General features: G+C 70.1%; 23 protein-coding genes, 1 pseudogene and 1 riboswitch. Of the genes and pseudogenes, 11 read left to right on the plus strand and 13 right to left on the minus strand.

The window, feature by feature from the left end; all coding sequences use genetic code 11:
* Window positions 1-237: 237 nt before the first annotated feature.
* The gene (locus IH50_RS0103590; protein WP_030857099.1) at window positions 238-906 is read right to left on the minus strand and encodes a class I SAM-dependent methyltransferase; all 669 of its coding nucleotides are present in this window, start codon (window positions 904-906) and stop codon (window positions 238-240) included.
* 109 nt (window positions 907-1015) lie between these two features.
* Here IH50_RS0103590 and IH50_RS0103595 point away from each other — a divergent pair, with 109 nt between their 5' ends.
* Window positions 1016-1681, plus strand: a complete 666-nt coding sequence (locus tag IH50_RS0103595; RefSeq protein ID WP_051767164.1) for a hypothetical protein — start codon at window positions 1016-1018, stop codon at window positions 1679-1681.
* 144 nt (window positions 1682-1825) lie between these two features.
* Window positions 1826-3214 carry a serine hydrolase domain-containing protein gene (locus tag IH50_RS0103600; RefSeq protein ID WP_030857110.1) on the plus strand — a complete coding sequence of 463 codons (1389 nt, stop codon included), beginning with the start codon at window positions 1826-1828 and terminating at the stop codon, window positions 3212-3214.
* Window positions 3215-3259: 45 nt separating this feature from the next.
* Here IH50_RS0103600 and IH50_RS0103605 read toward each other — a convergent pair whose 3' ends face one another.
* On the minus strand, window positions 3260-3712 hold the full coding sequence (locus tag IH50_RS0103605) for a GNAT family N-acetyltransferase (RefSeq protein WP_030857112.1): 453 nt from the start codon (window positions 3710-3712) through the stop codon (window positions 3260-3262).
* Window positions 3713-3721: 9 nt separating this feature from the next.
* Window positions 3722-4186 (minus strand): MarR family winged helix-turn-helix transcriptional regulator, encoded by a 465-nt coding sequence (locus tag IH50_RS0103610; protein WP_030857114.1) that lies wholly within the window; start codon window positions 4184-4186, stop codon window positions 3722-3724.
* A 141-nt stretch (window positions 4187-4327) separates the two neighbouring features.
* Here IH50_RS0103610 and IH50_RS0103615 point away from each other — a divergent pair, with 141 nt between their 5' ends.
* Entirely contained in the window at window positions 4328-5536 is a 1209-nt protein-coding gene (locus tag IH50_RS0103615) for an MFS transporter (RefSeq protein WP_030857116.1), read from the plus strand.
* Window positions 5537-5637: 101 nt separating this feature from the next.
* Window positions 5638-6060: a GlcG/HbpS family heme-binding protein gene (locus IH50_RS0103620; protein WP_030857118.1), complete on the plus strand. Its 423-nt coding sequence runs from the start codon at window positions 5638-5640 to the stop codon at window positions 6058-6060.
* Window positions 6061-6131: 71 nt separating this feature from the next.
* Here the strand turns inward: IH50_RS0103620 and IH50_RS0103625 are convergent, their stop codons facing one another.
* The gene (locus IH50_RS0103625; protein WP_030857120.1) at window positions 6132-6998 is read right to left on the minus strand and encodes a GNAT family N-acetyltransferase; all 867 of its coding nucleotides are present in this window, start codon (window positions 6996-6998) and stop codon (window positions 6132-6134) included.
* Window positions 6999-7195: 197 nt separating this feature from the next.
* On the opposite strand from IH50_RS0103625, the pseudogene IH50_RS0103630 reads away from it, so the two are divergent.
* Window positions 7196-7372: pseudogene (locus IH50_RS0103630) on the plus strand (hydrolase); the annotation flags it as partial.
* Window positions 7373-7384: 12 nt separating this feature from the next.
* Here IH50_RS0103630 and IH50_RS0103635 read toward each other — a convergent pair.
* From IH50_RS0103635 to IH50_RS0103655, 5 genes are all read right to left on the minus strand, one after another.
* Complete coding sequence (locus IH50_RS0103635) at window positions 7385-7867, minus strand: NUDIX domain-containing protein (RefSeq protein WP_030857124.1); 483 nt, start codon at window positions 7865-7867, stop codon at window positions 7385-7387.
* An 87-nt stretch (window positions 7868-7954) separates the two neighbouring features.
* Window positions 7955-8860, minus strand: a complete 906-nt coding sequence (locus tag IH50_RS0103640; RefSeq protein WP_030857126.1) for a LysR family transcriptional regulator — start codon at window positions 8858-8860, stop codon at window positions 7955-7957.
* Between the two features lie 216 nt (window positions 8861-9076).
* Complete coding sequence (locus IH50_RS0103645) at window positions 9077-10246, minus strand: cystathionine gamma-lyase (RefSeq protein WP_030857128.1); 1170 nt, start codon at window positions 10244-10246, stop codon at window positions 9077-9079.
* Entirely contained in the window at window positions 10243-10734 is a 492-nt protein-coding gene (locus tag IH50_RS0103650) for a low molecular weight protein-tyrosine-phosphatase (protein ID WP_030857130.1), read from the minus strand. Before IH50_RS0103650 ends, IH50_RS0103645 begins: the two co-directional genes overlap by 4 nt.
* A 5-nt stretch (window positions 10735-10739) precedes the next feature.
* Window positions 10740-11117, minus strand: coding sequence for a phage holin family protein (locus IH50_RS0103655; RefSeq protein WP_030857132.1), 378 nt, complete (start codon window positions 11115-11117; stop codon window positions 10740-10742).
* A 59-nt stretch (window positions 11118-11176) separates the two neighbouring features.
* On the opposite strand from IH50_RS0103655, the gene IH50_RS0103660 reads away from it, so the two are divergent.
* The 4 genes from IH50_RS0103660 to IH50_RS0103675 all read left to right on the plus strand — a co-directional run bounded on the left by IH50_RS0103660 (window position 11177) and on the right by IH50_RS0103675 (window position 13413).
* A complete protein-coding gene (locus tag IH50_RS0103660; protein WP_004929283.1) occupies window positions 11177-11494 on the plus strand; it encodes a cupin domain-containing protein in 318 nt (105 codons plus the stop codon).
* A 149-nt stretch (window positions 11495-11643) separates the two neighbouring features.
* Window positions 11644-11856, plus strand: a complete 213-nt coding sequence (locus IH50_RS0103665; protein WP_030857134.1) for a DUF5326 family protein — start codon at window positions 11644-11646, stop codon at window positions 11854-11856.
* A 193-nt stretch (window positions 11857-12049) separates the two neighbouring features.
* On the plus strand, window positions 12050-12880 hold the full coding sequence (locus IH50_RS0103670) for an IclR family transcriptional regulator (RefSeq protein ID WP_420709002.1): 831 nt from the start codon (window positions 12050-12052) through the stop codon (window positions 12878-12880).
* 98 nt (window positions 12881-12978) lie between these two features.
* A complete protein-coding gene (locus tag IH50_RS0103675) occupies window positions 12979-13413 on the plus strand; it encodes an SsgA family sporulation/cell division regulator (RefSeq protein WP_030857138.1) in 435 nt (144 codons plus the stop codon).
* 67 nt (window positions 13414-13480) lie between these two features.
* Here IH50_RS0103675 and IH50_RS0103680 read toward each other — a convergent pair whose 3' ends face one another.
* Window positions 13481-14881 (minus strand): YibE/F family protein, encoded by a 1401-nt coding sequence (locus IH50_RS0103680; protein WP_030857140.1) that lies wholly within the window; start codon window positions 14879-14881, stop codon window positions 13481-13483.
* Between the two features lie 72 nt (window positions 14882-14953).
* Window positions 14954-15143, plus strand: a riboswitch (TPP riboswitch).
* Here IH50_RS0103680 and thiC point away from each other — a divergent pair.
* Both thiC and IH50_RS0103690 read left to right on the plus strand, forming a co-directional pair.
* Entirely contained in the window at window positions 15136-16932 is a 1797-nt protein-coding gene (thiC, locus tag IH50_RS0103685) for a phosphomethylpyrimidine synthase ThiC (RefSeq protein ID WP_030857142.1), read from the plus strand. Its footprint overlaps the riboswitch before it by 8 nt.
* Window positions 16933-17043: 111 nt before the next feature.
* Window positions 17044-18495, plus strand: a complete 1452-nt coding sequence (locus IH50_RS0103690; protein ID WP_030857144.1) for a VWA domain-containing protein — start codon at window positions 17044-17046, stop codon at window positions 18493-18495.
* A 143-nt stretch (window positions 18496-18638) separates the two neighbouring features.
* On the opposite strand, the gene IH50_RS0103695 is transcribed toward IH50_RS0103690, so the two are convergent.
* The 3 genes from IH50_RS0103695 to IH50_RS0103705 all read right to left on the minus strand — a co-directional run bounded on the left by IH50_RS0103695 (window position 18639) and on the right by IH50_RS0103705 (window position 22437).
* Window positions 18639-19508: a hypothetical protein gene (locus IH50_RS0103695; RefSeq protein WP_030857146.1), complete on the minus strand. Its 870-nt coding sequence runs from the start codon at window positions 19506-19508 to the stop codon at window positions 18639-18641.
* Between the two features lie 183 nt (window positions 19509-19691).
* Entirely contained in the window at window positions 19692-20783 is a 1092-nt protein-coding gene (locus IH50_RS0103700; protein ID WP_107061964.1) for a metallophosphoesterase, read from the minus strand.
* A gap of 541 nt (window positions 20784-21324) precedes the next feature.
* A complete protein-coding gene (locus tag IH50_RS0103705; protein ID WP_078913829.1) occupies window positions 21325-22437 on the minus strand; it encodes a LacI family DNA-binding transcriptional regulator in 1113 nt (370 codons plus the stop codon).
* Window positions 22438-22577: the final 140 nt, after the last annotated feature.

The following is a 22577-nucleotide window of genomic DNA, read 5'->3' on the forward strand; positions in this document are numbered from 1 at the left end:
CTCGTACGCCGAGCCACGAGACGACCAGAGAAGCCGCCGAAGCGGCTCGGAACCCACCACACGGCCCTGATCACGAGAGTGGGGAGACCGCGTCGCGAGATCGGACACCCCCTCCCCACTCGTGCGACCACGGCCTCACCGGTGAAACCGACCCGGGGCGGCGAAGCCGTGGTCGCGGCGATCCACGCCCCGGAACCATGGAACCAGTGACCCCATGCCGCTTTCGGCGCCTGATCCTCAGCCGGTTCGCTCGGCCATGACGACCAAACCCGGCCCGCTGTACTCATCCGCGGGGAGCCGCAGTTCGGCGACCGGGCGCAGTCCAGCCCGCTCGATCAGGTCCACGAGCTGTTCCGGCCGCCATTTGTGCGTCGTCCAGCGAACAGGTACTCCTCCGTAGGCCTCGGTGCGCACCGCGTCTTCGTCGCCGACGTGGGTCGCGGTGATGAAATGTCCGCCCGGCTTCAGGGCACGCGCGAACATGGCGAGAACCTGAGGAAGGACATCACGGGGGAGGTTGAACAGTGACCACCACCCGAGCACGCCGCCAAGGGACGCTTCTCCAAGGTCGAGGTCGGTGGCGGAAGCGACGCTGAAGCGGCACTGCGGATGAAGACGACGCGCGTTCTCGATCATGCGAGGAGAGAGATCGACCCCGGACACGTCGAGTCCGCGTTCGGCGAGGTAGGCGGTCACGGTCCCGGGCCCGCAGCCGACGTCGAGGACAGGACCGAGGCCGCTCACGGTGTCAGCGAAAGCGTCGATCGATGCCTTGAGCCATGGGTGTCTGCGGATGTCGCCGATTCCCGTCGTCACCACCATGTGGACGTAGTTGTCGGCCACGCGGTCATAGGACTCACGGACCACGTCGAGATCGGCTGGGCGGTCGACAGGGTGGGCGCTCATCAGTCGACGATATGCCCGTGTGACGGCCCGGGGGACTGATACCGGCCCTGGTCCTGGCGGCACATGCATGCTCAGCAACGGCGTCGGCGCCAGGTGGGATACTCGCGTCGTGGACGCCTCGAGGGCCTTCTGGGTCAACACGACGCACGATTGGTCCGACTTCGTTGACGCGGATCATCTGTCGTCCGTCCGGCGGAAACCCGACGAGTTCGCTCCGGGCGGGCCTTGGCACCTCGTCCTTGAGGTGCTTGCCTATGCCGCCGACGAAGCGGCGAGCAAGGGTGAGGGGCGATGCGCCGTTGTCCTCCATCCCGACGGTTCCGTATCCGTGCGGGACGACGGACGGGGCACTGACACCCGCGTGGACGAGTACGGCCGGAGCGTGAAGAAGCCGGTCATGGCTACGAAGGATCTCCGGTTCTTCGACTTCCCGCAGGCCGAGGTGCTGCCTGACGGCTGTCCGCGGCGCGGCATGTCCGTGGTCGCGGCACTCAGCGCGTGGCTCGTCCATACCAACCGCCGCCTCAACGGGGCCTGGACACAGCGTTATGAACACGGTGTTCCCGTCAGTGACCTTCAACCCATCGAGGCCGATGGCACGACCGGGACGTCGGTCCACTTCAAGCCGGATGAGTCGCTGGGCCCGGTGCTCCTGCCGGGGGACGGCGGTCTTTCGCGCCTGGCCGCAGCCTGGCCTCATCTGGAGGTCCAGGCCAATGACCAGTGGCTGCCGTGTCACGGGCCGAGGTCCGCCGACTGGAGCGGCCGTCAGTGAGCGGCCTTCGGATTTTTCTTCGCTGAGGAAAAAGCGCGAAAGCGGGACCGAGGCACGGACACGACCGCGGAATCCGGTCTGAAGGTGAAGGCCGCAGCTTCAGGGGTACGTCTCACCGGAACCCGCACATGCTGCACTGAGGGCATGACGACACCTCATCAGGAAGAACTGCTGCCCGGTACGCGTCGGGCGCTGCTGCACAGGATCGCCGTCGCCCAGAGCGAAGGGCGCGCGCCGTCGCTCGTGGCGGCCGTGGTGCGGGGCGGTAAGACCGTGTGGGCGGGGGCGCGGACGTCGGTGGAAGGACACGCTCCGGACGAGCACGTGCAGTACCGGATCGGTTCGATCACCAAGACCTTCACGGCCGTTCTGGTGCTCCGGCTGCGCGACGAGGGAGCGCTCGATCTCGCCGACCCGCTGGAGAAGCACCTGCCGGGTACGGGCGTGGGCGACGTGACCGTCGCCGAACTGCTGGCCCACAGCGGCGGGTTGGCCGCCGAGACGCCCGGCCCCTGGTGGGAGCGGACCCCTGGTTCCCTGCGCCCCGGCCTCGCCGACGTGCTGGGCGAGCGGCCCCTGCTGCATCCCGCCGGCCGGCGGTTCCACTACTCGAACCCCGGATACGCGTTGCTCGGCGCCCTGGTCGAGAAGCTGCGCGGTGCCTCGTGGGAGGAGGTGCTTCGGCGCGAAGTGCTCGTACCTCTGGGCCTGCGTCGCACGACCGTGTGCGCGGAGGCGCCGCACGCGGGTGCCTGGGCGGTGCATCCGTGGGCCGATGTGATACTGCCCGAGCCCCTGGAGGATCTCGGGGTGATGGCGCCCGCCGGTCAGTTGTGGTCCACCGCGGCCGATCTGGCGCGTTTCGCCGCCTTCCTGACCGAGGGTGACGAACGGGTGCTGAGCGCCGAGTCGTTGCGGGAGATGAGGACGCCGGCCGCGCCGGTCGAGGCGGCGGACGTGGCGAGCGGCTACGCGTACTGCCTGGGCATGGAGATCCGTCACCAGCACGGACGTTCTCTCGTCGGGCACACGGGTTCGCTGCCGGGCTTCCTCGCCTGCCTCACGATCGGCGTGGCGGACGATGTGAGCGCGGTGGTCCTGGCCAACTGCACGTCCGGGCCGGCGCCGTTCACGGTCGCCGCCGACCTCGTCCGGATCGTCGCCGAGGCGGAACCGCGTATCCCGGCTCCCTGGCGGCCGCTGCGAGAGGCGGATCCGGCGGTACTGGAACTGGTGGGGCAGTGGTACTGGGGGACGTCCGCGTTCGCGCTCCGGCTCCGGGCCGACGGTCTCGTCTCGTTGGAGCCGTTGTCCGGCAACGGCCGGCGCTCACGTTTCCGTCCGGCGGAGGACGGCACCTGGGTGGGCCTGGAGGGTTACTACGCCGGAGAACTCCTCAAGCCCGTACGGCGATCGGATGGCTCGCTGAGCCATCTCGACTTGGGCTCTTTCGTGTTCACGCGTCAGCCGTACGACGAGAAGGCTCCTGTGCCGGGCGGAGTGGACCCCGAAGGGTGGCGGGGTATCGGTTAGCGTCCGGGGCTCTGTTTCACGTGAAACAGAGCCCCGGGCCTTTGGTCACAGCGGCAGTTTGAAGCCCACGTGGGAGGCCGTGAAACCGAGGCGTTCGTAGAAGCGGTGGGCATCGGTCCGGGTGGTGTCGGAGGTCAGCTGGACCAGTTGGCAGCCCTCGCGGCGGGAGACGTCGATCGCCCACTCGACGAGCCGGCTTCCCAGGCCGCTGCCGCGCTCATCCGTGTGGACGCGGACCGCTTCGATGATCGACCGGGTGGCGCCGCGACGGGAAAGCCCGGGAACGACCGTGAGCTGAAGAGTGCCGACGACGCGGCCTTCACGGACCGCGACGACCAGGTGCTGGTTCGGGTCGGCGTCGAGCCGCTCCAGAGCGGTCAGGTACGGGCTGAGGTCATCCGGCGACTCGCGCCGCGCGCCCAGGGGGTCGTCCGCGAGCATGCCGACGATCGCGGGGACGTCATCGGCGACCGCGGCGCGTATTTCCAGATCGTCCATGGCGGCACCCTACGCGGGCACCGGCGTCTTCAGCGTCTCCACGGCCCGGACCAGGGGGGCGAGGTCGGGGTCCTCCGCCGCCGTGTCGAGGGCCTCGCGCAGGGCCGTGTCGTTGGTCGGCCGCGCCTCCTCCAGCAGCTTGAGGCCGGTCTCGGTGACGTTGGTGTAGATGCCCCGGCGGTCGGTGGGGCACAGGTAGCGCTCCAGCAGTCCGCGGTCCTCGAGACGGGTGACCAGGCGCGTGGTGGCGCTCTGGCTGAGCACGACCGCGTCGGCGACCTGCTTCATCTGCAGATGGCCCCCGTCGCCGTCGTGCTGGCGGCTCAGTACGTCGAGCAAGGAGTACTCCCGCACGCTCAGATCGTGCCGGGCCTGAAGGGCGCGCTCGATGTGGGCCTCGATCCTTCCGTGCAGCAGGGAGAGTGCGCACCAGCCCTGAGCGAGGGCGGTGAGTGCGGGATCCGTGGCTGTCATGGGCGTTCCCTCCGTCCAGGAGCTGCTGACACCAGGGTAGAGCAAGCACGCAATATACGGCGCTTGCAAATAGCCAGCGTCTGCAATTATTGTCGAAGCACGCAAAGCGCTCCTGCAATCTTCTGGGAAGGTCTGACCTCCATGCCTCTCGCGCTTCTGGCCCTCGCGATCGGGGCCTTCGGCATCGGAACCACGGAGTTCGTGATCATGGGCTTGCTGCCCGAGGTCGCGGGTGACTTCGGTGTCTCCATCCCCATGGCCGGCTATCTGGTGACCGGCTACGCGCTGGGCGTCATGCTCGGCGCCCCGCTGATGACCGTGCTCGGCACCAAGGTCTCCCGCAAGCGGATGCTGATGCTGCTGATGGGGTTGTTCATCGTGGGGAACCTGCTGTCCGCGCTGGCCCCGTCCTTCGGCCTCATGCTGACCGGGCGGGTGGTCGCCTCACTGGCCCACGGCGCCTTCTTCGGCATCGGCTCGGTGGTCGCGGCCGACCTGGTCGCCCCGGACAAGAAGGCCGGAGCCATCGCCCTGATGTTCACCGGACTGACCGTCGCCAATGTCGTCGGTGTTCCGCTGGGCACGCTCATCGGCCAGTCCCTCGGCTGGCGGGTCACCTTCGGCATCGTCGCCGCCCTCGGCGTCGCCGGCCTGACCGGTATCGCCAGGCTGGTCCCCGACATGCCCAAGGCCGAGGGCGTACGGCTGCGTCATGAACTGGCAGCCCTGAAGAACGTCCAGGTCCTGCTCGCCATGGCGATGACCGTTCTCGGATTCGGGGGCGTCTTCGCGGCCATCACCTACATCGCGCCGATGATGACGCACGTCGCCGGTTTCACCGACGGCTCCGTGACCTGGCTGCTGGTTCTCTTCGGCCTCGGAATGGTCGGCGGCAACCTCATCGGCGGCAGGTACGCGGACCGCGCCCTGATGCCCATGCTGTACCTCTCCCTGGGCGCCCTCGCCGTCGTCCTCGCGCTCTTCACCCTGACCGCGCACAACAAGATCGCCGCTGCCGTCACCATCGCCCTCATCGGCGCCCTGGGATTCGCCACGGTGCCGCCCCTGCAGAAGCGGGTCCTCGACCAGGCGCACGGAGCCCCCACCCTGGCCTCGGCCCTGAACATCGGCGCCTTCAACCTCGGCAACGCGCTGTCCGCCTGGCTCGGCGGCCTCGTGATCGGGGCCGGCCTCGGCTACACCGCGCCCAACTGGGTCGGTGCCGTTCTCGCCGCGAGTGCCCTGGTGCTGGCATTCGTCTCGGCCGCTCTCGAGCGCCGCGACACCCAGCCCGGCACCGTTCTCGCCGACCCGGTGCCCACCGAGCGACGGACCGCCGTTTCCCACTGATCCACAGGGCCGGCAAGTACGGGGCCAGGGCCGTCCCCGCATCCGCCGACTCCTCACTCCGGCACTACCGACATCACCCGCACCACAAGGAGAACCACCGCATGAGCACCACCACCGCCGTCGCCCCGCTCACCACCGCGGAAGCCGAAGCCCTGGTCACCACCGCACGTCAGGCCGCCGAGGCGGCCGGTGTCACGGTCAGCGTCACCGTCCTCGACGCGGGCGGACACCTGCTCGCCTTCCGCCGGGACGACCGCGCCGTGCTGATCTCCGGGGAGACCAGCACCCGCAAGGCGTACACCGCGCTCCAGTTGAACGCGCCGACCGCGGACCTCGTGGACGCCGTGCAGCCCGGAGGCCTCTTCCACACCCTGCCCACCGCACTCGACCGGCCGCTGCTGTTCATCGCCGGAGGCGTGCCCGTCCGGCGTGACGGCCGGCTGATCGGCGCGATCGGTGTCGGCGGTGGCGCCCCGGAGCAGGACCATGCCTTCGCCACGGCCGCCGTGGAGGCCCTCGTCTGACGACGACGTCCACCGGATGTGACGACGCCGACCCCGCGCTTCGGGGCCGGCGTCGTCACATCCGATGGTTGTCAGGCCGCAGCGACCGTCACCGGGGCGAACCGCCGGCTCCAGTCCCCGGGCAGCTCCGTGGTCCCGTACGTCATGACGGCATTCGACACGACGGATGCCAGCCCGTGTGCCTTCGCCCAGTTCAGCAGCTCTTCATGCCGTACATCGATGTCGGTGCGCAGCGGCCGGTCGGTGTGGTCGGCGAGCGAAGCGATCAGTGCCTTGGCCGTCGCCGTGTCGCGGGCGATGAGCGGGCCCACCACATGGGTGTCCATGTTGGGCCAGGCGGCCGCGTAACCGATGATCCGTCCGCCCTCCTCGGCGACGCGCAGCTGATCGGCGAAGGCGGGCAGACGGGTGACGATGTGCGTTCGGTCGGCACCGAACACCGCCTCGTCGAGCCGGACGACCGAGGGGAGATCCTCCGCGGTCGCGGCCCGGGTGGCGACCTCCGGCCGGTCACCGGTGGGGACGAAATGGCCGCGCAGCATCTCGGCACGGCCGGTGACCTTGAAACCGAGTTCTTCGTAGAGGGGCCGGCCGAAGGGGGTCGCGTGCAGGGTGAGGGGTGTGGTGCCCATCGCGGAGACGACGTGACGCATGAGCCGGCGTCCCACGCCCCGGCGGGCATGCCGTTCGGCGACCAGGACCATGCCGACGGCCGCGAGGGAGGGCTGTTCCCGCGGCCCGTACTCGGTGACGACGCAGGCGGCCACCAGGCCGCCGTCGGGATCGTCGATCCCGTAACCCTTCCCGGCCGTGAGGAGGAGGCCCCACTTGTACTCCTCCCGTGACCACCCTCGGTCCTCGGACAAATCGGCGCAGGCGGTGAGGTCGCGGAGTGTCAGACGGCGGATGGGCAGAGAGGCAAGGGAAGGTGTCGGCACGCAGGTCAGGCTGTCTGACAGAAGGCTCCGGCGTCCACCTGTTTCAGGAGACTCGTGCGAGCTTTTGGCCATACCGCGATCACGGACGGAGCGCGGACACGGGCGCGGGATGTTTCACGTGAAACATGCGGGAACGGCGCGTGGCTGCTTCCTTTCTCCGGAGGCGAAGGAAGCAGGAGCCGTTAACCTCGTCGTTCATGGCGAGGCTTCATCTCTTCGATCTCGACGGCACCCTGCTCCCCGGCACCTCGGCTTCCGTGGAGATCTCGCGGCAACTGGGACTGGAGGCCGAGACGGTGGCCCTCGACCGGGCGATCTCGTCCGGCCTGATCGGACCACCGGAGTACGCCACGCAGGTGCACACGCTCTGCGCGTAAGGGTCGGCGTTATCCCAGGTCGGGGGCGTGCATGGCACGTACGCCCTCGATGTTGCCGTCCAGGTAGTGCCGCAACGACAGCGGTACCAGGTGAACGGAGGCGATCCCGACGCGGGTGAACGGCACACGGACGATCTCGTACTCGCCGACGGGTTCGTCGACCTCCGGACCGTGGCGCAGGGACGGGTCCATGGACTCCAGGCGGCATACGAAAAAGTGCTGCACCTTCACGCCGGTGGCGCCGCCGTCCTCGCCGATGTGCTCTACGGTGTCGACGAAACAGGGCACCACGTCGGTGATCTTCGCGCCGAGCTCCTCGTACACCTCACGGTGCAGGGCGTCCACGACGGTGGGGTCCTCCGGCTCCACTCCGCCGCCCGGGGTGAGCCAGTAGGGATCCATGCCTGGTTTGGTGCGCTTGATCAGAACCAGGTTCTCACCGTCCAGCAGAACGGCTCGGGCGGTGCGCTTGACCACGGGTCGGACGGTCATGGAGGAAATGTGGCCCAGCTGGTTCCACGTGAAACATCACGGGAGGGCGGAGGCCGGCTCCCCGCGGTGGGACACCGGACCGGTGGGTCAGCACCAGTCGGTGGCCGCCCGCTCCAGCCACTCGTGGGCCCGCGCGATGTGCGGCATCGCCAGCGTGCCGGTGCGGACCACCAGGAAGTACGTGCGCAGCGGAGGCACCGTCGGTTCGTGCAGGGCCACCACGTCACCTCGCTCGATCGCGCCCGCACACAGGTAGCGGGGCAGTACCGCCAGCCCCGCTCCTGAGGCGGCGCAGGCCAGCACCGCGCGTAGATCCGGGACGATGACGGTGCCCGGGGCGACGGGGCGGGAGTCGAAGACGGAGGCCCAGTAACGGGCGACGAAGGGCAGCGACTCGTGCACCTCGACCACTGGGACGTGTTCCAGGGCCGAAGGGCCCGTGGGGCGGAGCGGGTCGGGGCCGATCCGGTCGGCCCAGCGCGGGGCGGCGACCAGGACGTGTTCCTCGTCGCAGAGCGCAGTCGCCGAGAGCAGCGCGCCGCGTGGGCGGATCGTACTGATGGCCAGATCATGATGTCCGGCGGCCAGTCCTTCCAGGGTTTCCTCGGCGGTGCCGAAGGAGGCGCGCAGGGCGAAGCCCTGGCCGTCCTCGCCGGTCAGCTCCGTGAGCGCGGGCAGCGCCCGCTCGGCGGTGAACTCCGGAGGGCCGGCCAGATGCAGTGTCCGCAGGGAGGAGTCCTCCTCCAGCCCGGACTCGGTGATCTCCACCAGGGCGTCGAGGTGCGGCGCCGCCTTGTGGGCGAGCTCGTCACCGATGGTCGTCGGTGTCACACCGCGCGCCTGCCGGAGGAACAGGGGCCGCCCCAGTTGCCGTTCCAGTGTCCGTATCTGTGAGGTGACGGCCGGCTGGGAGAGGCCGAGCAGGGCGGCGGCACGGGTGAAGGAACCGGCCCGGTGCACGGTCACGAAGGTCCGCAGCAAGGCCAGATCCACGCCACACCCTCCCTCGCCGGACCGGCTCCGGGCCCGGACGTCCAACTATAAATAAGTCGATAGGTCGCTGTCGCTACTGTGATTGGACACTGACACTGAGTCAACTAGCCTTGGTCGCGCGGTTCTTCGCGCGCGGAACCGAGGACGGTCCGAGCCACGAGGGGGGAGGCTCGGACCGTCCGCCGCGGAGTGCCGGGCGCCTGTCGGCCCGGCCGGTCAGCCGGCTGACGCGTCCAGGGCGCGCAGTACGTCCGCGACCAGGTCCTCCGGGTCCTCGGCGCCCACGGAGAAGCGGATGAAGCCCTCCGGCACCGCGTCCCCGCCCCAGCGTCCGCGCCGCTCCGCCGTGGACCGTACGCCGCCGAAGCTCGTCGCGTCGTCCACGAGCCGCAGCGCGTCGAGGAACCGGTCCGCACGCGCGCGCGTGGGCAGCGTGAAGGACACCACGCACCCATAGCGCCGCATCTGCTGCGAGGCGATCTTGTGCGAGGGGTCGTCGGGCAGCCCCGGATAACGCAGCCCCGTGACCTCGGGCCGCTCCCGCAGCGCCCGGGCGAGCGTCAGTGCGGTGGCGTTCTGCCGGTCGACGCGCAGCTGGAGCGTGGCGATCGAGCGGTGCGCGAGCCAGGCCTCCATGGGCCCCGGAATGGCGCCGACGATCTTGCGCCAGCGGCGGACGGCGGCCATGGCCTCGGCGTTCCGGCCGGTGACGTACCCCAGGAGCACGTCGCCGTGCCCGGTGAGCTGCTTGGTGCCGCTGGCCACCGCGAAGTCGGCGCCGAGCTCCAGCGGACGCTGGCCGAGCGGCGTCGCGAGGGTGTTGTCCACGGCGACCAGGGCACCGCGCGCGTGCGCCGCCTCGGCCAGCCGCCGTACGTCGCACACGTCGAGCCCGGGATTCGAGGGCGTCTCGATCCACAGCAGCTTCGCGCCGTCGAGGACCTCGAGCTGGGCGTCGCCGCCCGTCGGCGCGGTCCGCACCTCGATGCCGTACGTCTTCAACTGGTCCCGCACCAGGGGCAGGGCCTGGTAGCCGTCGCTCGGCAGGACGACCGTGTCCCCGGCGCGCAGCTGGGAGAAGAGCACCGAGGAGATCGCGGCCATGCCCGAGGCGAACACCAGGGTCTCGACGTCGTCCCGGCCGGGCGCCTCCAGCTCGCCGACGGCCCGTTCCAGCAGTGTCCAGGTCGGGTTCTCGTCCCGGCCGTAGGTGTACGGGCCGGTGGGATCGCCCGGCAGGTGGAAGTGGGCGGCGAACACCGGCCCGGGCAGGGTCGGCTCGTGCTTGACCGGCTCGGGAAGCCCGGCCCGCACCGCGCGGGTGCCGTCGCCCGCCCCGCCCGGCAGCGCCGGCCCGTGGCCCGTGCCTGTCGTCGAATCGTTCATGCTGCTCGTCCTTCCACCTGCTCACGTACCGCGGCGAGCAGTCCGGTGCTCGCCGCCTCCACCATCTCAAGACACGCGTCGAATCCGTCCGCGCCCCCGTAGTAGGGGTCCGGTACGTCGAGATCGTCGCCGGCGCCGGGATCGTAGGAGCGCAGCAGTCGTACCTTGTCCGCGTCCCGTGGTGTGGGCGCGAGGCGGCGCAGCGCCCTGAGGTGGCCGGAGTCGAGCGCGATGACGGCATCGAGGCGGGCGAACCAGGACGGGTCGAACCGCCGGGCCGTGTGGCCGGCGTCGTAGCCGTTCTCCCGCAGCACGGTCACCGTGCGGGGATCGGCGCCCTCGCCCTCGTGCCAGCCGTCCGTACCGGCGCTGTCCACCTCGACCAGACCGTCGAGTCCGGCCTCCGCCACTCGCGCGCGGAAGACGGACTCGGCCATCGGGGAGCGGCAGATGTTGCCGGTGCAGACGAAACAGACGCGGTAGGTCATCGGCTTCAGTCCCCGTCGGGCAGGACGACGTTGAGCGCCCAGGAGACGACGGAGATGATCAGGCCGCCCAGTACGGCCGTCCAGAAGCCTTCCACGTGGAAGCTCAGGTCGAGCTGGTCGGCGAGCCAGGAGGTGAGCAGCAGCATCAGCGCGTTCACCACCAGGGTGAACAGCCCGAGCGTCAGGATGAGCAGGGGGAGGCTCAGCAGCTTCACCACCGGCTTGACCAGGAAGTTCACCAGCCCGAAGAGCAGCGCGACCAGGAGCAGCGTGCCGATCTCCTTGCCCGTGCTGTCACCGGTCAGGGTGATGTCGTCGAGCAGCCACACCGCGACCGCCAGGGCGCCCGCGTTGGCGATCGTCTTGACTAGGAAATTCATCATGTGTCTGATCGTGGCAGACACGATCGGACTCGGGCAGTGAGGCAGGGGCGGGACAGGCGATGAAGGCATTCCGGCTGGACGAACTGGAGGCGGAGCGCGCCGCCAACGACGGGGCATACCTGCAGTTCCTGCGCGAGCGGAACATGTCGGTCGGCCTCTACGCCCTGGACGCCGGCGCCCAGGACCCGCAGCAGCCGCACAGCCAGGACGAGGTGTACTTCGTCGTCAGCGGCCGCGCGGCGATCACCGTCGGCATGGAGACCACCCAGGTGGCACGCGGCAGCGTCGTGTACGTACCGGCCGGAGTGGCCCACAAGTTCCACCACATCAGCGAGGACCTGCGGGTTCTGGTGGTGTTCTCTCCCCCCGAGAGCTGAGGGGCGCCGTCGGGGTTCCCTAGGGGAACGGTCAGGGGCGGACAAGGGATCCGAAGCCCCCGCCGGAGCACCCGCCGCCCTAGCATCGGGTGCAGGACATCATCGACACGACCCGGCACGCGGCGGGCGGAGAGGTAAGGACGAGGGCGATGCGAGAGATCTTCGCGGGACTGCCGTGGTGGGTGAAGTGGATCGCGGTGCCGGTCATCGCCCTGGTCGTGTTCGGCGGGCTGATAGCGAGCGTGGTCGGCTTCGTGATCGGTCTGCTCTTCAAGCTGCTGGTCTTCGTGGCACTGGTCGGCGGACTGATCTACGTCGTACGGAAGTTCACCTCGAGTTCCTCGTCGCGCAGCGACTGGTGAACCGAGGGGGACCGGTGAAGCGGTAACAGGAATCACCGGTTCCCTCGGGCGGGGGAAGTTTCTCCGGCGGGCCGTCCGTACGCGGTGGCAGCCCGTTAGAGTCCGGAACTCGACGCGGGGACGGTCCCCGCGAGCGGCGACCTCCACCCGTGTTCCCCGCACGGGCAGCCCTCTCGCGTTTCGGGAGTGACCCTTGGCCACGACTGGCACCGGCTCCGCGCAGCTGCCCGCGGTCCCCCCGCAGCCCCGCTCGCCGGCGCCCCCCGCACCGCCGCCCACCGCGACCCTCATCGGCTCCGTCCAGCGGGCCATGCGCCTGCTGGAGACCGTCGCCAGGCACGGCTACGGGGCTCCCGCCAAACAACTGGCCCGGGAGACCGGACTGGCGCTCCCCACCACGTATCACCTGCTGCGCACCCTGGTGCACGAGGGTTATCTGCGCCGCGACAAGGGGCTGTTCTTCCTGGGAGAGGCGGCAGAGCGGCTGAGCAGCAGCGGAGCGGAGCAGAAACGTCGCAGCACGGTGGTCGACACCCTCGCCCGCTGGCGGGACGCGATCGGCGCGCCTGTGTACTACGCCGTGTACCGCGAGGGCGAGATCGACGTCGCCTGCGTCTCCGACACCCCCGCCCATCGCGCGGTCGAGGAGTGGGCCGACTTCCGGGAGACCGGCCACGCCCACGCGATCGGCCAGTGTCTGCTCTCCCAGCTCGACGAGGAGGCGCGCCGCGATCATCTCGACCGCCATCCCGTGTGGCCCCTCACGCCGTACACCGTGCGCGACGGCCACAGCCTGCTGAGGCGCCTGGAGCGGATGCGGCGGATGGAACCGGTGATGGAGCGTCAGGGGTACGTGCTGGGCACGGTGTGCGCGGCGATCCCCGTCACCGTCGGATCCGTGGCCGCGGCGGTGGCCATCTCGCTGCCCACGCACCAGGCCGACCGGCTCGTCCCCGCGGCGCGGCGACTGCAGGCCGAGATGGAGCGTTTCGTCGGGTCACTCACGCTGTCTATCAGTATCTGAAAACTCACTCCTTGTGATCTGCTGTGTACGTTCAGCAAGATTCCCTCTGGTGTCAGGGTCCATGCCCGGCCAGTCCGTGGCGAATGACGGGGTAGGCGATGCGCGAATCCGTACAGGCAGAGGTCATGATGAGCTTTCTCGTGTCGGAGGAGCTGTCCTTCCGCATCCCGGTGGAGCTCCGCTACGACACCTGTGATCCCTACGCCGTGCGACTGACCTTCCACTTGCCGGGGGACGCCCCCGTGACCTGGGCGTTCGGCCGGGAGCTGCTGATCGACGGCGTCGGCCGGCCCTGCGGGGAGGGCGACGTACGCGTCTCGCCGGTGGACCCCGACGCGCTGGGCGAGGTGCTGATCCGGCTTCAGGTCGGCAGCGATCAGGCGCTGTTCCGTTCGTCGACCGCACCGCTCGTGGCCTTCCTCGACCGCACCGACAAGCTGGTGCCACTGGGCCAGGAGGGGGCGCTCGCCGACTTCGACGCCCACCTCGACGACGCGCTGGACCGGATCTTGGCGGAGCAGAGCGCCGGCTGAAGCGTTACGCCAGGCGGGTGGACCGGTGGCGGAACGCTTCAGCGCGCTCCGCCCGCCGCACGGGACGTCAGCGCTTACGGCGCCTGCCCCGCCCGCCGTGCCCCACGGCCGGCCGAGCGCCCGGTGCCGGCCCGGTCCCCTGCGCCCGTGTCCGAGCCGTCGGGCGGTCGGCCGAGACCACCAGCGCGGCCAGGGCCGTGGTCACCGGCACAGAGGCGACCAGGCCGATCGAGCCGATCAGGGTGCGCACGATCTCCTCCGCGACCAGCTCGCTGTTGGCGACCGTCCCCACGCCGCTCTGCGCGATGGAGAACAGCAGCAGCAGCGGCAATGCGGCGCCCGCGTAGGCGAGGACCAGCGTGTTGACCACGGACGCGATGTGATCGCGGCCGATGCGGATGCCCGCGCGGTACAGCCCGCGCCAGCCCGTCGACGGGTTGGCCTCGTGCAGCTCCCAGACCGCGGACGTCTGGGTGACCGTCACGTCGTCGAGGACACCGAGCGAACCGATGATGACGCCGGCCAGCAGCAGACCGCTCATGTCGATCCCGGGATACAGCCCGTGGATCAGACCGGTGTTGTCGTCGGTGTTGCCGGTCAGTGCGGCCCACCCGATGAACACCGAACCCAGGACGCCGATCAGCAGCAGCGAGATCAGTGTGCCAAGCACGGCCACCGATGTACGCGCCGACAGCCCGTGACACAGGTACAGCGCGATCAGCATGATCGCGCTCGCCCCCACCACCGCCACGACCAGCGGGTTCGCCCCCTGCAGGATCGCGGGCAGGATGAAGAAGTTGAGCACCAGGAAACTGATCGCCAGCGCGACCAGCGCCATGACGCCGCGCAGCCGCCCCACGGCCACGACGGCGAGCGCGAAGACGCCCGCGAGCAGCGCCAACGGGAAGCGCCGGTTCACATCGGTGACCGAGTACTGGAGGTCCTCGGGCGCGGAGGGCTCGTAGGCCACCACGACCTTCTGGCCCTCGCTCAGCTGCCGGGACTGGTCCGGCTGCACGATCTCGTTGAACGTGCGGCCCTTGTCGTCACCGGTGTCGACCCGGATCGTGGCCTTCTTGCAGGTGCCGTCCGCCTGCTGCTGGGCGGACGAGCCCTCGGCGGTGGAGGTGTCGCCGGTCGGGACACCTCCGGAGGCGTTGACGGACTGGCAGCTCAGCTCGACCACCTTGGTGACCGTCGCGTGCTGCGTCTGCCGGTCGAAGCCGACACCGGTGCGTTCGTGCGCCGGGGCACCGCCCGGCCACAGCACGGCGAGCCCGATCAGCACCGCCGCCGCGAACGGGATGAGGATCGCCGCGATGACCTTGCGCAGGTGCTGGGAGACGGGCGCCGCCGGGCCGTGACCGTGGCTGTGCCCGTGCCCGTGGGCATGGCCGCCGCCGTCTCCGGCGCCGGGCGGGCGCGACGGTTCGGGCGGCGGAAACGGAGGAGGCTGAGTGGGGGTCACCGCCCGATCATCGCAAGAACGGGGTGGGGCCCTCTGTTCACCGCGCCAGAAATGACGCTAGCGTGGAGTCGCTTTTGTACACGCGGGAGCTCGGAGCACCGGGCTGAGAGGGCGCTGACCTCCGTCCCAGCGACGTTTCACATGAAACATCACCGTAGGTGAGTGATGTTTCCCACGGAACGCCGGCAGACGGAAACCGCTGCGTCGACCGCCGAACCTGTTACCGGGTAATGCCGGCGTAGGGAGTAGGTCTCATGACCAACAAGGACGCACGCACGCCTGCCTCCACGCAGAACCCGACGGAGACGTCGGCGGACGGGGAGGCCGGGAAGTCCATCGGCTGGCACAAGGCGTACGTCGAGGGCACACGCCCCGACCTGCGGGTGCCGGTCCGTCAGGTGCACCTCACCAACGGGCAGTCGGTCACGCTGTACGACACATCGGGCCCGTACACCGATCCGCTCGTCGACACCGACGTCCGCCGGGGCCTGGCCCCGCTGCGGGAGAACTGGATCGTCTCCCGCGGCGACACGGAGGAGTACGCGGGCCGCCCCGTCCGTCCCGAGGACGACGGGATCAAGCACACCTCTCCGCGCGGGGGCCTGCGCAACCTGGACGCCGTGTTCCCCGGCCGGCCGCGCCTGCCGCGCCGGGGCCGCGCGGGCCGGGCGGTCACACAGCTTGCGTACGCGCGCCGCGGTGAGATCACGCCCGAGATGGAGTACGTGGCGATCCGGGAGAACGTCGCGCCCGAAGTGGTCCGCGAGGAGATCGCGGCGGGCCGGGCGGTGCTGCCGGCCAACGTCAACCACCCGGAGATCGAGCCGATGATCATCGGCAAGCGGTTCCTGGTGAAGGTCAACGCCAACATCGGCAACTCGGCGGTGACGTCCTCCATCGAGGAGGAGGTCGAGAAGATGACCTGGGCGACCCGCTGGGGCGCCGACACGGTCATGGACCTCTCCACCGGCCGGAACATCCACACCACCCGGGAGTGGGTGCTGCGCAACTCCCCCGTCCCCATCGGCACCGTGCCGCTCTACCAGGCCCTGGAGAAGGTCGACGGCCGGGCCGAGGAACTGACCTGGGAGATCTACAAGGACACGGTGATCGAGCAGGCCGAACAGGGCGTGGACTACATGACGGTCCACGCGGGCGTGCGCCTGGCGTACGTACCGCTCACCGCGAACCGCAAGACCGGCATCGTCTCGCGCGGTGGCTCGATCATGGCCGCGTGGTGCCTGGCGCACCACAAGGAGTCGTTCCTGTACGAGAACTTCGAGGAGCTCTGCGAGATCCTCGCCGCGTACGACGTCACGTACTCGCTCGGCGACGGCCTGCGGCCCGGCTCGATCGCGGACGCCAACGACAAGGCGCAGTTCGCGGAGTTGCGCACGCTCGGGGAACTCAACACGGTCGCGAAGCGTTTCAATGTTCAGACCATGATCGAGGGCCCGGGGCACGTCCCGATGCACAAGATCAAGGAGAACATCGACCTTCAGCAGGAGATCTGCGATGAAGCCCCGTTCTATACGCTCGGCCCGCTGACGACGGACGTCGCGCCCGCGTACGACCACATCACGTCCGGTATCGGCGCCGCGATGATCGCCTGGTGGGGCACGGCCATGCTCTGCTATGTCACGCCCAAGGAGCACCTGGGCCTGCCCAACCGTGACGACGTCAAGACCGGCGTCATCACCTACAAGATCGCCGCCCACGCCGCCGACCTCGCCAAGGGCCACCCGGGTGCCCAGGAGTGGGACGACGCGCTGTCCGACGCCCGCTTCGAGTTCCGGTGGGAGGACCAGTTCAACCTCGCCCTCGACCCGGACACGGCGCGCGAGTTCCACGACGAGACCCTGCCGGCGGAACCCGCCAAGACGGCCCACTTCTGCTCGATGTGCGGTCCGAAATTCTGTTCGATGAAGATCTCCCAGGACATCCGTCGTGAACACGGCGGAAGCCGGGACGAGATCGAGGAGGGGATGGCTCAGAAGTCGAAGGAGTTCGCGGAGGCGGGCAATCGCGTGTATCTGCCGATCGCGAACTGAGCGTTCACCGCGGACGGCGCGGGGGCGGTGCCCGTCGTGGGTACCGTTCCCGCGGGGCGGCAGGTGCGGCGGCCCCTCCCCTTCGCCGGGGCGGGTGGGCAGACTGGCCCCATGACAGCGAGTCCGATGAGCAAGGGGTCCAATCTTCCCGTCGATGCCCGTGCGGTGCGCGTTGAGCTCGCTTGGGCGGCCGGGACCGGTGTGCCCGACATCGACGCCTCGGCGCTGCTCCTCACGGAGGCCGGGCGGGTGCGGGACGACGGGGACTTCGTCTTCTACAACCAGCCTCGTCACACGTCCGGCGCGGTGAGGTATCTCGGGAAACAGCGCGGCGCGCGGGAGACGACCGACACCGTGGAGGTGGACCTGGGTGCCGTGGAGGGGGTGGTCGAGCGGATCGTGCTGTGCGCGTCGGCGGACGGCGGGACGTTCGGGCAGGTGCCGGGACTGGTGCTCAGGCTGCTCGACGCCGGGGCGGGGACCGAGCTGGCCCGGTTCGACATGGCGGCGGGGACGGAGACCGCGTTCATCGGCGGCGAACTGTACCGGCGGCAGGGGAAGTGGAAGTTCCGGGCGGTGGGGCAGGGGTACGCCTCCGGTCTCGCGGGTCTGGCCACGGACTTCGGCATCACCGTGGACGACGCGCCTCCGGCCGTGTCCGCTCCCTCGGCGACCGCCGTTCCTCCGGTCTCGCCCGCTTCCCCCGCGGCCCCGGTTCCGCCGCCTCCGTCCGTTCCTCCCGCCGTGCCGGTCGCGCCCGCCCAGCAGCCCTCCGCGCCTCACCCCCACCCCGGTGCCCCGCGGCTCACCAAGGGTGAGGAGAGGCTGCCCGTCGACATGCGCAAGCGGCTGTCGCTGCGCAAGGAGCAGGTGGCGGTCAGTCTGCGCAAGCACGGGGCCGCCGAGGTCACCGCGCGCGTCGTCCTCGTACTCGACGCCTCCGGTTCCATGTCCTTCCTGTACTCCAAGGGGGTGGTGGCCGACGTCGTCGAGCGGATGGCGGCGGTCGCCGCGCAACTGGACGACGACGGCGAGATGCAGGCCTGGACGTTCGCCTCGAACCCGGCCCGGCTGCCGGATCTGCGACTGGGGGAGCTTCCCGAGTGGCTGCGGCTGCATGTGCGGGTGGGGGAGGTGGGCCTGTTCCGGCGCGGGCGGAAGAAGGGACTGGAGCCCAGCCAGGTCGACATGCGGGACGTGGGCATCCAGAACGAGGAGCAGAAGGTCATCGCCGAGGTGCGGGCCTTCGTCCGGGACCATCCCGTGTCCGCTCCGACGCTCGTCCTGTTCTTCTCCGACGGCGGTGTCTACCGCAACAAGGAGATCGAGAGCGAGCTCCGTGAGGCGGTGGAGGAACCGGTCTTCTGGCAGTTCGTGGGGCTGGGCAAGTCCCACTACGGCGTGCTGGAGCGGTTCGACACGCTGCCGGGACGCCGCGTCGACAACGTCGGGTTCTTCGCCGTCGACGACATCAGCACCGTGCCGGACGCGGAGCTGTACGACCGTCTGCTCTCCGAGTTCCCGCAGTGGATCACGGCCGCGGGACGGGCGGGGATCCTCTGAGCCCCGGCCCGTCGTCCGGACCCGTCGTCCGGACCCGTCGTCCGGCCCATCGCTCGATCCGTCGTCGGACCCGTCCGTCCGCCCCGTCCACCCGGCTCGCGCCTCCGGTACGGAGGGCGCAAGCCGACGGACGGGCCGCCCGGCTACTCCGGCTGGTGCTCCGGTCCCCCGAAGTCCGGGCTCGAGTAGTCCGGACTGGAGTAGCTCGGCCGTGTGCCACGGGCCGCCCCCTCCTCCGGGCTGGAGAAGCCCGGCCGGTCGTACCCCAGGTGCGGGATACGGCCGGCGGGCGGGGGCGGTGCCGTGTGCTGCAGCGCGGTGACCGTCGCCGGGTCGGCGAGCGCGTCCCGCAGGAACGGCAGGATCCCCCGCTCCAGCAGGGCCTCGCGCCAGGCGTCCCTGGCCAGGGCCACCTCCCCGTCGAGTTCGCCGTACGACCCGCCGAGCGCCGAGGGCTTGTTGCGCAGCGCGGTGAGCAGCAGGCCCACGGCGGCGACGAGGATGGCGACCGCCGTCACCGCGCCGAACACCCACCCCGTGGTGAGCATGGTCCGGGCGAACGCGGCGTCGGGGTCGAGCATCCGCAGGACGTAGCCGACGAGCAGGAAGATCGCGGCTGCGGTTCCGGCCAGGACGGGCGCCAGGACGGCGACGACGGCGACGGCGCCGGCCCCGGTGGCCTCGGCGACCTCTCCCATGGTGGCGGCGAGCCCCACCGTGTTCGTGTCCGGCTCGGTGGAACCGGACTCGCGGACCGACGGGACGGACGACTCCGGCGGCCGGCGCCGTTCCTCGCGGACCTTCACGTAGTGCTGGTACTCGGTCGCCGCGGCCGTCGTGATGATCGCGGTGGCGTTGAGTGCCATCGTGCGCAGTTGTTCCGAGGTGAGCCGCTGTCCGACCGCGGCCAGTTCCGGGTGGTGTGGTGCGGAGCGCAGCGCCTCATCGAGAATCCGCTGGTATTCCTGGCGGTCCTCGCTCAGCAGGTGCTGCGGAACGCTGTTCATGTGCATCCCCCGATGCTCCGTAGGGCTTGGGGCTCGGCATGCTGACGAGCCGTCGGGCAGAAACGGAGGGGAGCCTGCTACGGATAAGCCGATGGTAGAGCGGTGACGGCGCGCGGTGACAGGGGGTTTACCGAAATTGGCACGTGCACGGGGCGGTTGCGGGCCGCACGGTCACGGCCCGCTGAACCGTCAGACGCCCAGCGGCAGTTGCTGGACCAGCAGTTTTCCGGCCATGGTGACTCCGCCGTCCATCGCGATGGCGAGTCCGTCGGCGTAGACATGAGGTCCGGTGACCACGGGGCCGCTGTCGTCCTCGCCGTCCTCGGAACCGACCTGGCCCGTCAGATAGGGGATCGGGCTGTGACCGTGAACGACCCGGGTGCCGCCGTACGTATCCAGCAGGGAGCGCACCGCGTCGGCGCCGCCCTCGTCGCGGAAGGAGAACCGCTTGGTGAACTTGCGGAACAGGTCCCAGACCTCGTCGGCGTCGTTGCGGGTGAGCGTCTCGCGGACGGTGTCGTTGACCTCTTCGATGGAGCGGCCGTAGTCGAGGTAGGCGGTGGTGTCGGAGTGCAGCAGCAGGTGGCCGTCGACCGCCTCGACGGCGTCGAGGCGGGACATCCACTGCAGGTGGTGGTCCTGGAGGCGGTCCATGTCGGTCTTCTGCCCGCCGTTGAGCAGCCAGGCCGCCTGGAAGGTGGCGGTGCCCGCGCCGGAGTTGACGGGGGTGTCGCCGAACCGCTTGGCGCCGATCAGCAGCAGCTCGTGGTTGCCCATGAGGGCCTTGCAGTAGCCGCCGGCGGCGGCGGCCTCGGCGGACAGCCGCATCACGAGGTCGATGACGCCGATGCCGTCCGGGCCGCGGTCGGTGAAATCGCCGAGGAACCACAGCCGCGCCGTGCCCGCGCACCACTGGCCCGACGCGTCGAGCAGGCCCTGATCCTGGAGGGCGGCCACCAGCTCGTCGAGGTAGCCGTGGACGTCACCGACCACGTACAGCGGCCCCTGGCCGGTGGCGGGCTGCGGGGCGGGGACGGACGCGGGGTCGACGGTCACCTGGACAGTGTCACCCCGATTGATGACGGGGAGGTCCCGCTGGGTGGGTGTGTATCCCTCCGGGTAGGTCTCCTCGGAGGGCGGGACGACGTCGCCCGGGTGCGTGCTCTGGGCGTACGGACCGGTCTCGTGGACGTACGCGGGTACCCGGAAGTCGCGCAGCGTCGCCGTCCGCTCCACCTCGGGTCCCTGACCGGCCCCCTGAGTCATCGACCCCTCCACCATCGCGCCGCTTCCGCACCGCGTCGGACTGCCTGGTCGCAGCGGCCCGCGGTGTCGTGGGCCCATCATAGGAACGCGGATCGTGCCATGTGATGACCCAGGGGTGGTGAATCGGAGCAAGACTCCGGTTCACCGCGGCTTTCGCCCCGTTTGAGTAGGTCTTCGTCCGCCCTGAACCCGCCCCGGCCGCGCTCCTTCCGCCAGTGATGTTCCGGGGGCCCGCCTGTTTCGCCCGGAGAGGCAACCAGGGAACCCTTTCTTCCCACTCCTCCGGGGCCGCCGCGGAACTGCCGCTTCCCCCCTCCGGAAGCGGAAGCTCCACGCTCCGACCGCGATACGCCCACCCGGGGCCCCTGCGCCCCGACCACCAGGACTCCCGCAGGCGCCGATCCACGGGAGCGGGGTGTGGTGGTGCGGCGGAGGCCGCCGCTTACCCGGTCCCCACCCGGTTCACTGTGGCAACACGGTACGGGCCCGACTGCGGCGGCCTCGCCGCACCACCACACCCCCGACCCCGCGACGCAACCCCACGCGGGTCCCCGCCTCACGACCCCTTCGGCGACCTCGGCGGGCTGACCGTCGTACGGGGCGGGCGCCGCTGCGAGGAGGTCCGCACGATCAGCTCGGTCGGTATGACCTGTTCCACCGGCTGGTCCGGGTCGACCCCCTCGATGGCGTCGATGAGCAGCTGGATCACCGCCGTACCGATGCGGCGCGGTTTGAGGGAGAGCGTGGTGACGGGCGGTTCGGTGTTGGCGTAGACCGTGGACTCGCTGCAGCAGACGAGCAGCAGGTCGTCCGGGACGCGCAGGCCGTAGCGGCGGGCGGCGGCGAGCAGATCGGTGCCGTTCGGATCGAACAGGCCGTAGACGGCGTCGGGCCGGTCGGGGCGGGCGAGCAGCCGGTCGGCGGCGACGGCGCCCGCGCACGGATCGTGCGCCGGGTAGGCCTCGTAGACCGGGTCCTGGCCCACACGCTCGCACCAGCGCAGATACGCGGTGGTCGACAGGTGGGTGTACGTGTCGGTGGTGGTGCCGGTGAGCAGGCCGATGCGGCGGGCGCCGGCGTCGGCGAGGTGGTCGAGGATGCCCGTCACGGCGGCCTCGTGGTCGTTGTCGACCCAGGCCGTGACCGGCAGTGAGCCGGCCGGGCGGCCGTCGGAGACGACCGGTAAGCCCTGGCGGACCAGCTCGCTGACCACCGGGTCCTGGTCGGAGGGGTCGATGACGACCGTGCCGTCCAGGGCGACATTGGACCACACGTCGTGGCGGGAGGTCGCGGGCAGGATGACGAGGGCGTAGCCGCGGGCGAGCGCGGCGGAGGTGGCGGCACGCGCCATCTCGGCGAAGTACGCGAACTCGGTGAAGGTGAAAGGTTCATCCCCGTATGTCGTCACGGTCAGGCCGATGAGTCCGGACTTCCCGGTGCGGAGCGTGCGGGCGGCGGCCGAGGGGCGGTACCCCAGCCTGTCGGCCACCTCGCGGACGTGGCGCCGGGTGGCGTCCGGGAGCCTGCCCTTGCCGTTGAGGGCGTCGGAGACGGTCGTGATGGAGACTCCGGCGGCGGCGGCCACGTCCCTGATGCCCGCTCGTTCCGGCCGGCTGCTTCGGCGTGAGGTATCCGCGCGGCTCACCTGGTGCTTCCCTGCTGCTGTCATGGCGAGCCGATAGTAGGGCTCATGCGGTGGGGTAGGGCGGACGCATATGCACGCGTTGATAGGCACGTTTCTGCATGATCAATTAGAGTCAATTACCTTGGAAATAAAGGGTGTTGAACGTTCCCATGCCAGGAGCTGGG

The sequence above is a fragment of the Streptomyces sp. NRRL S-37 genome, from assembly GCF_000721605.1.
Classification (GTDB): Bacteria; Actinomycetota; Actinomycetes; order Streptomycetales; family Streptomycetaceae; genus Streptomyces.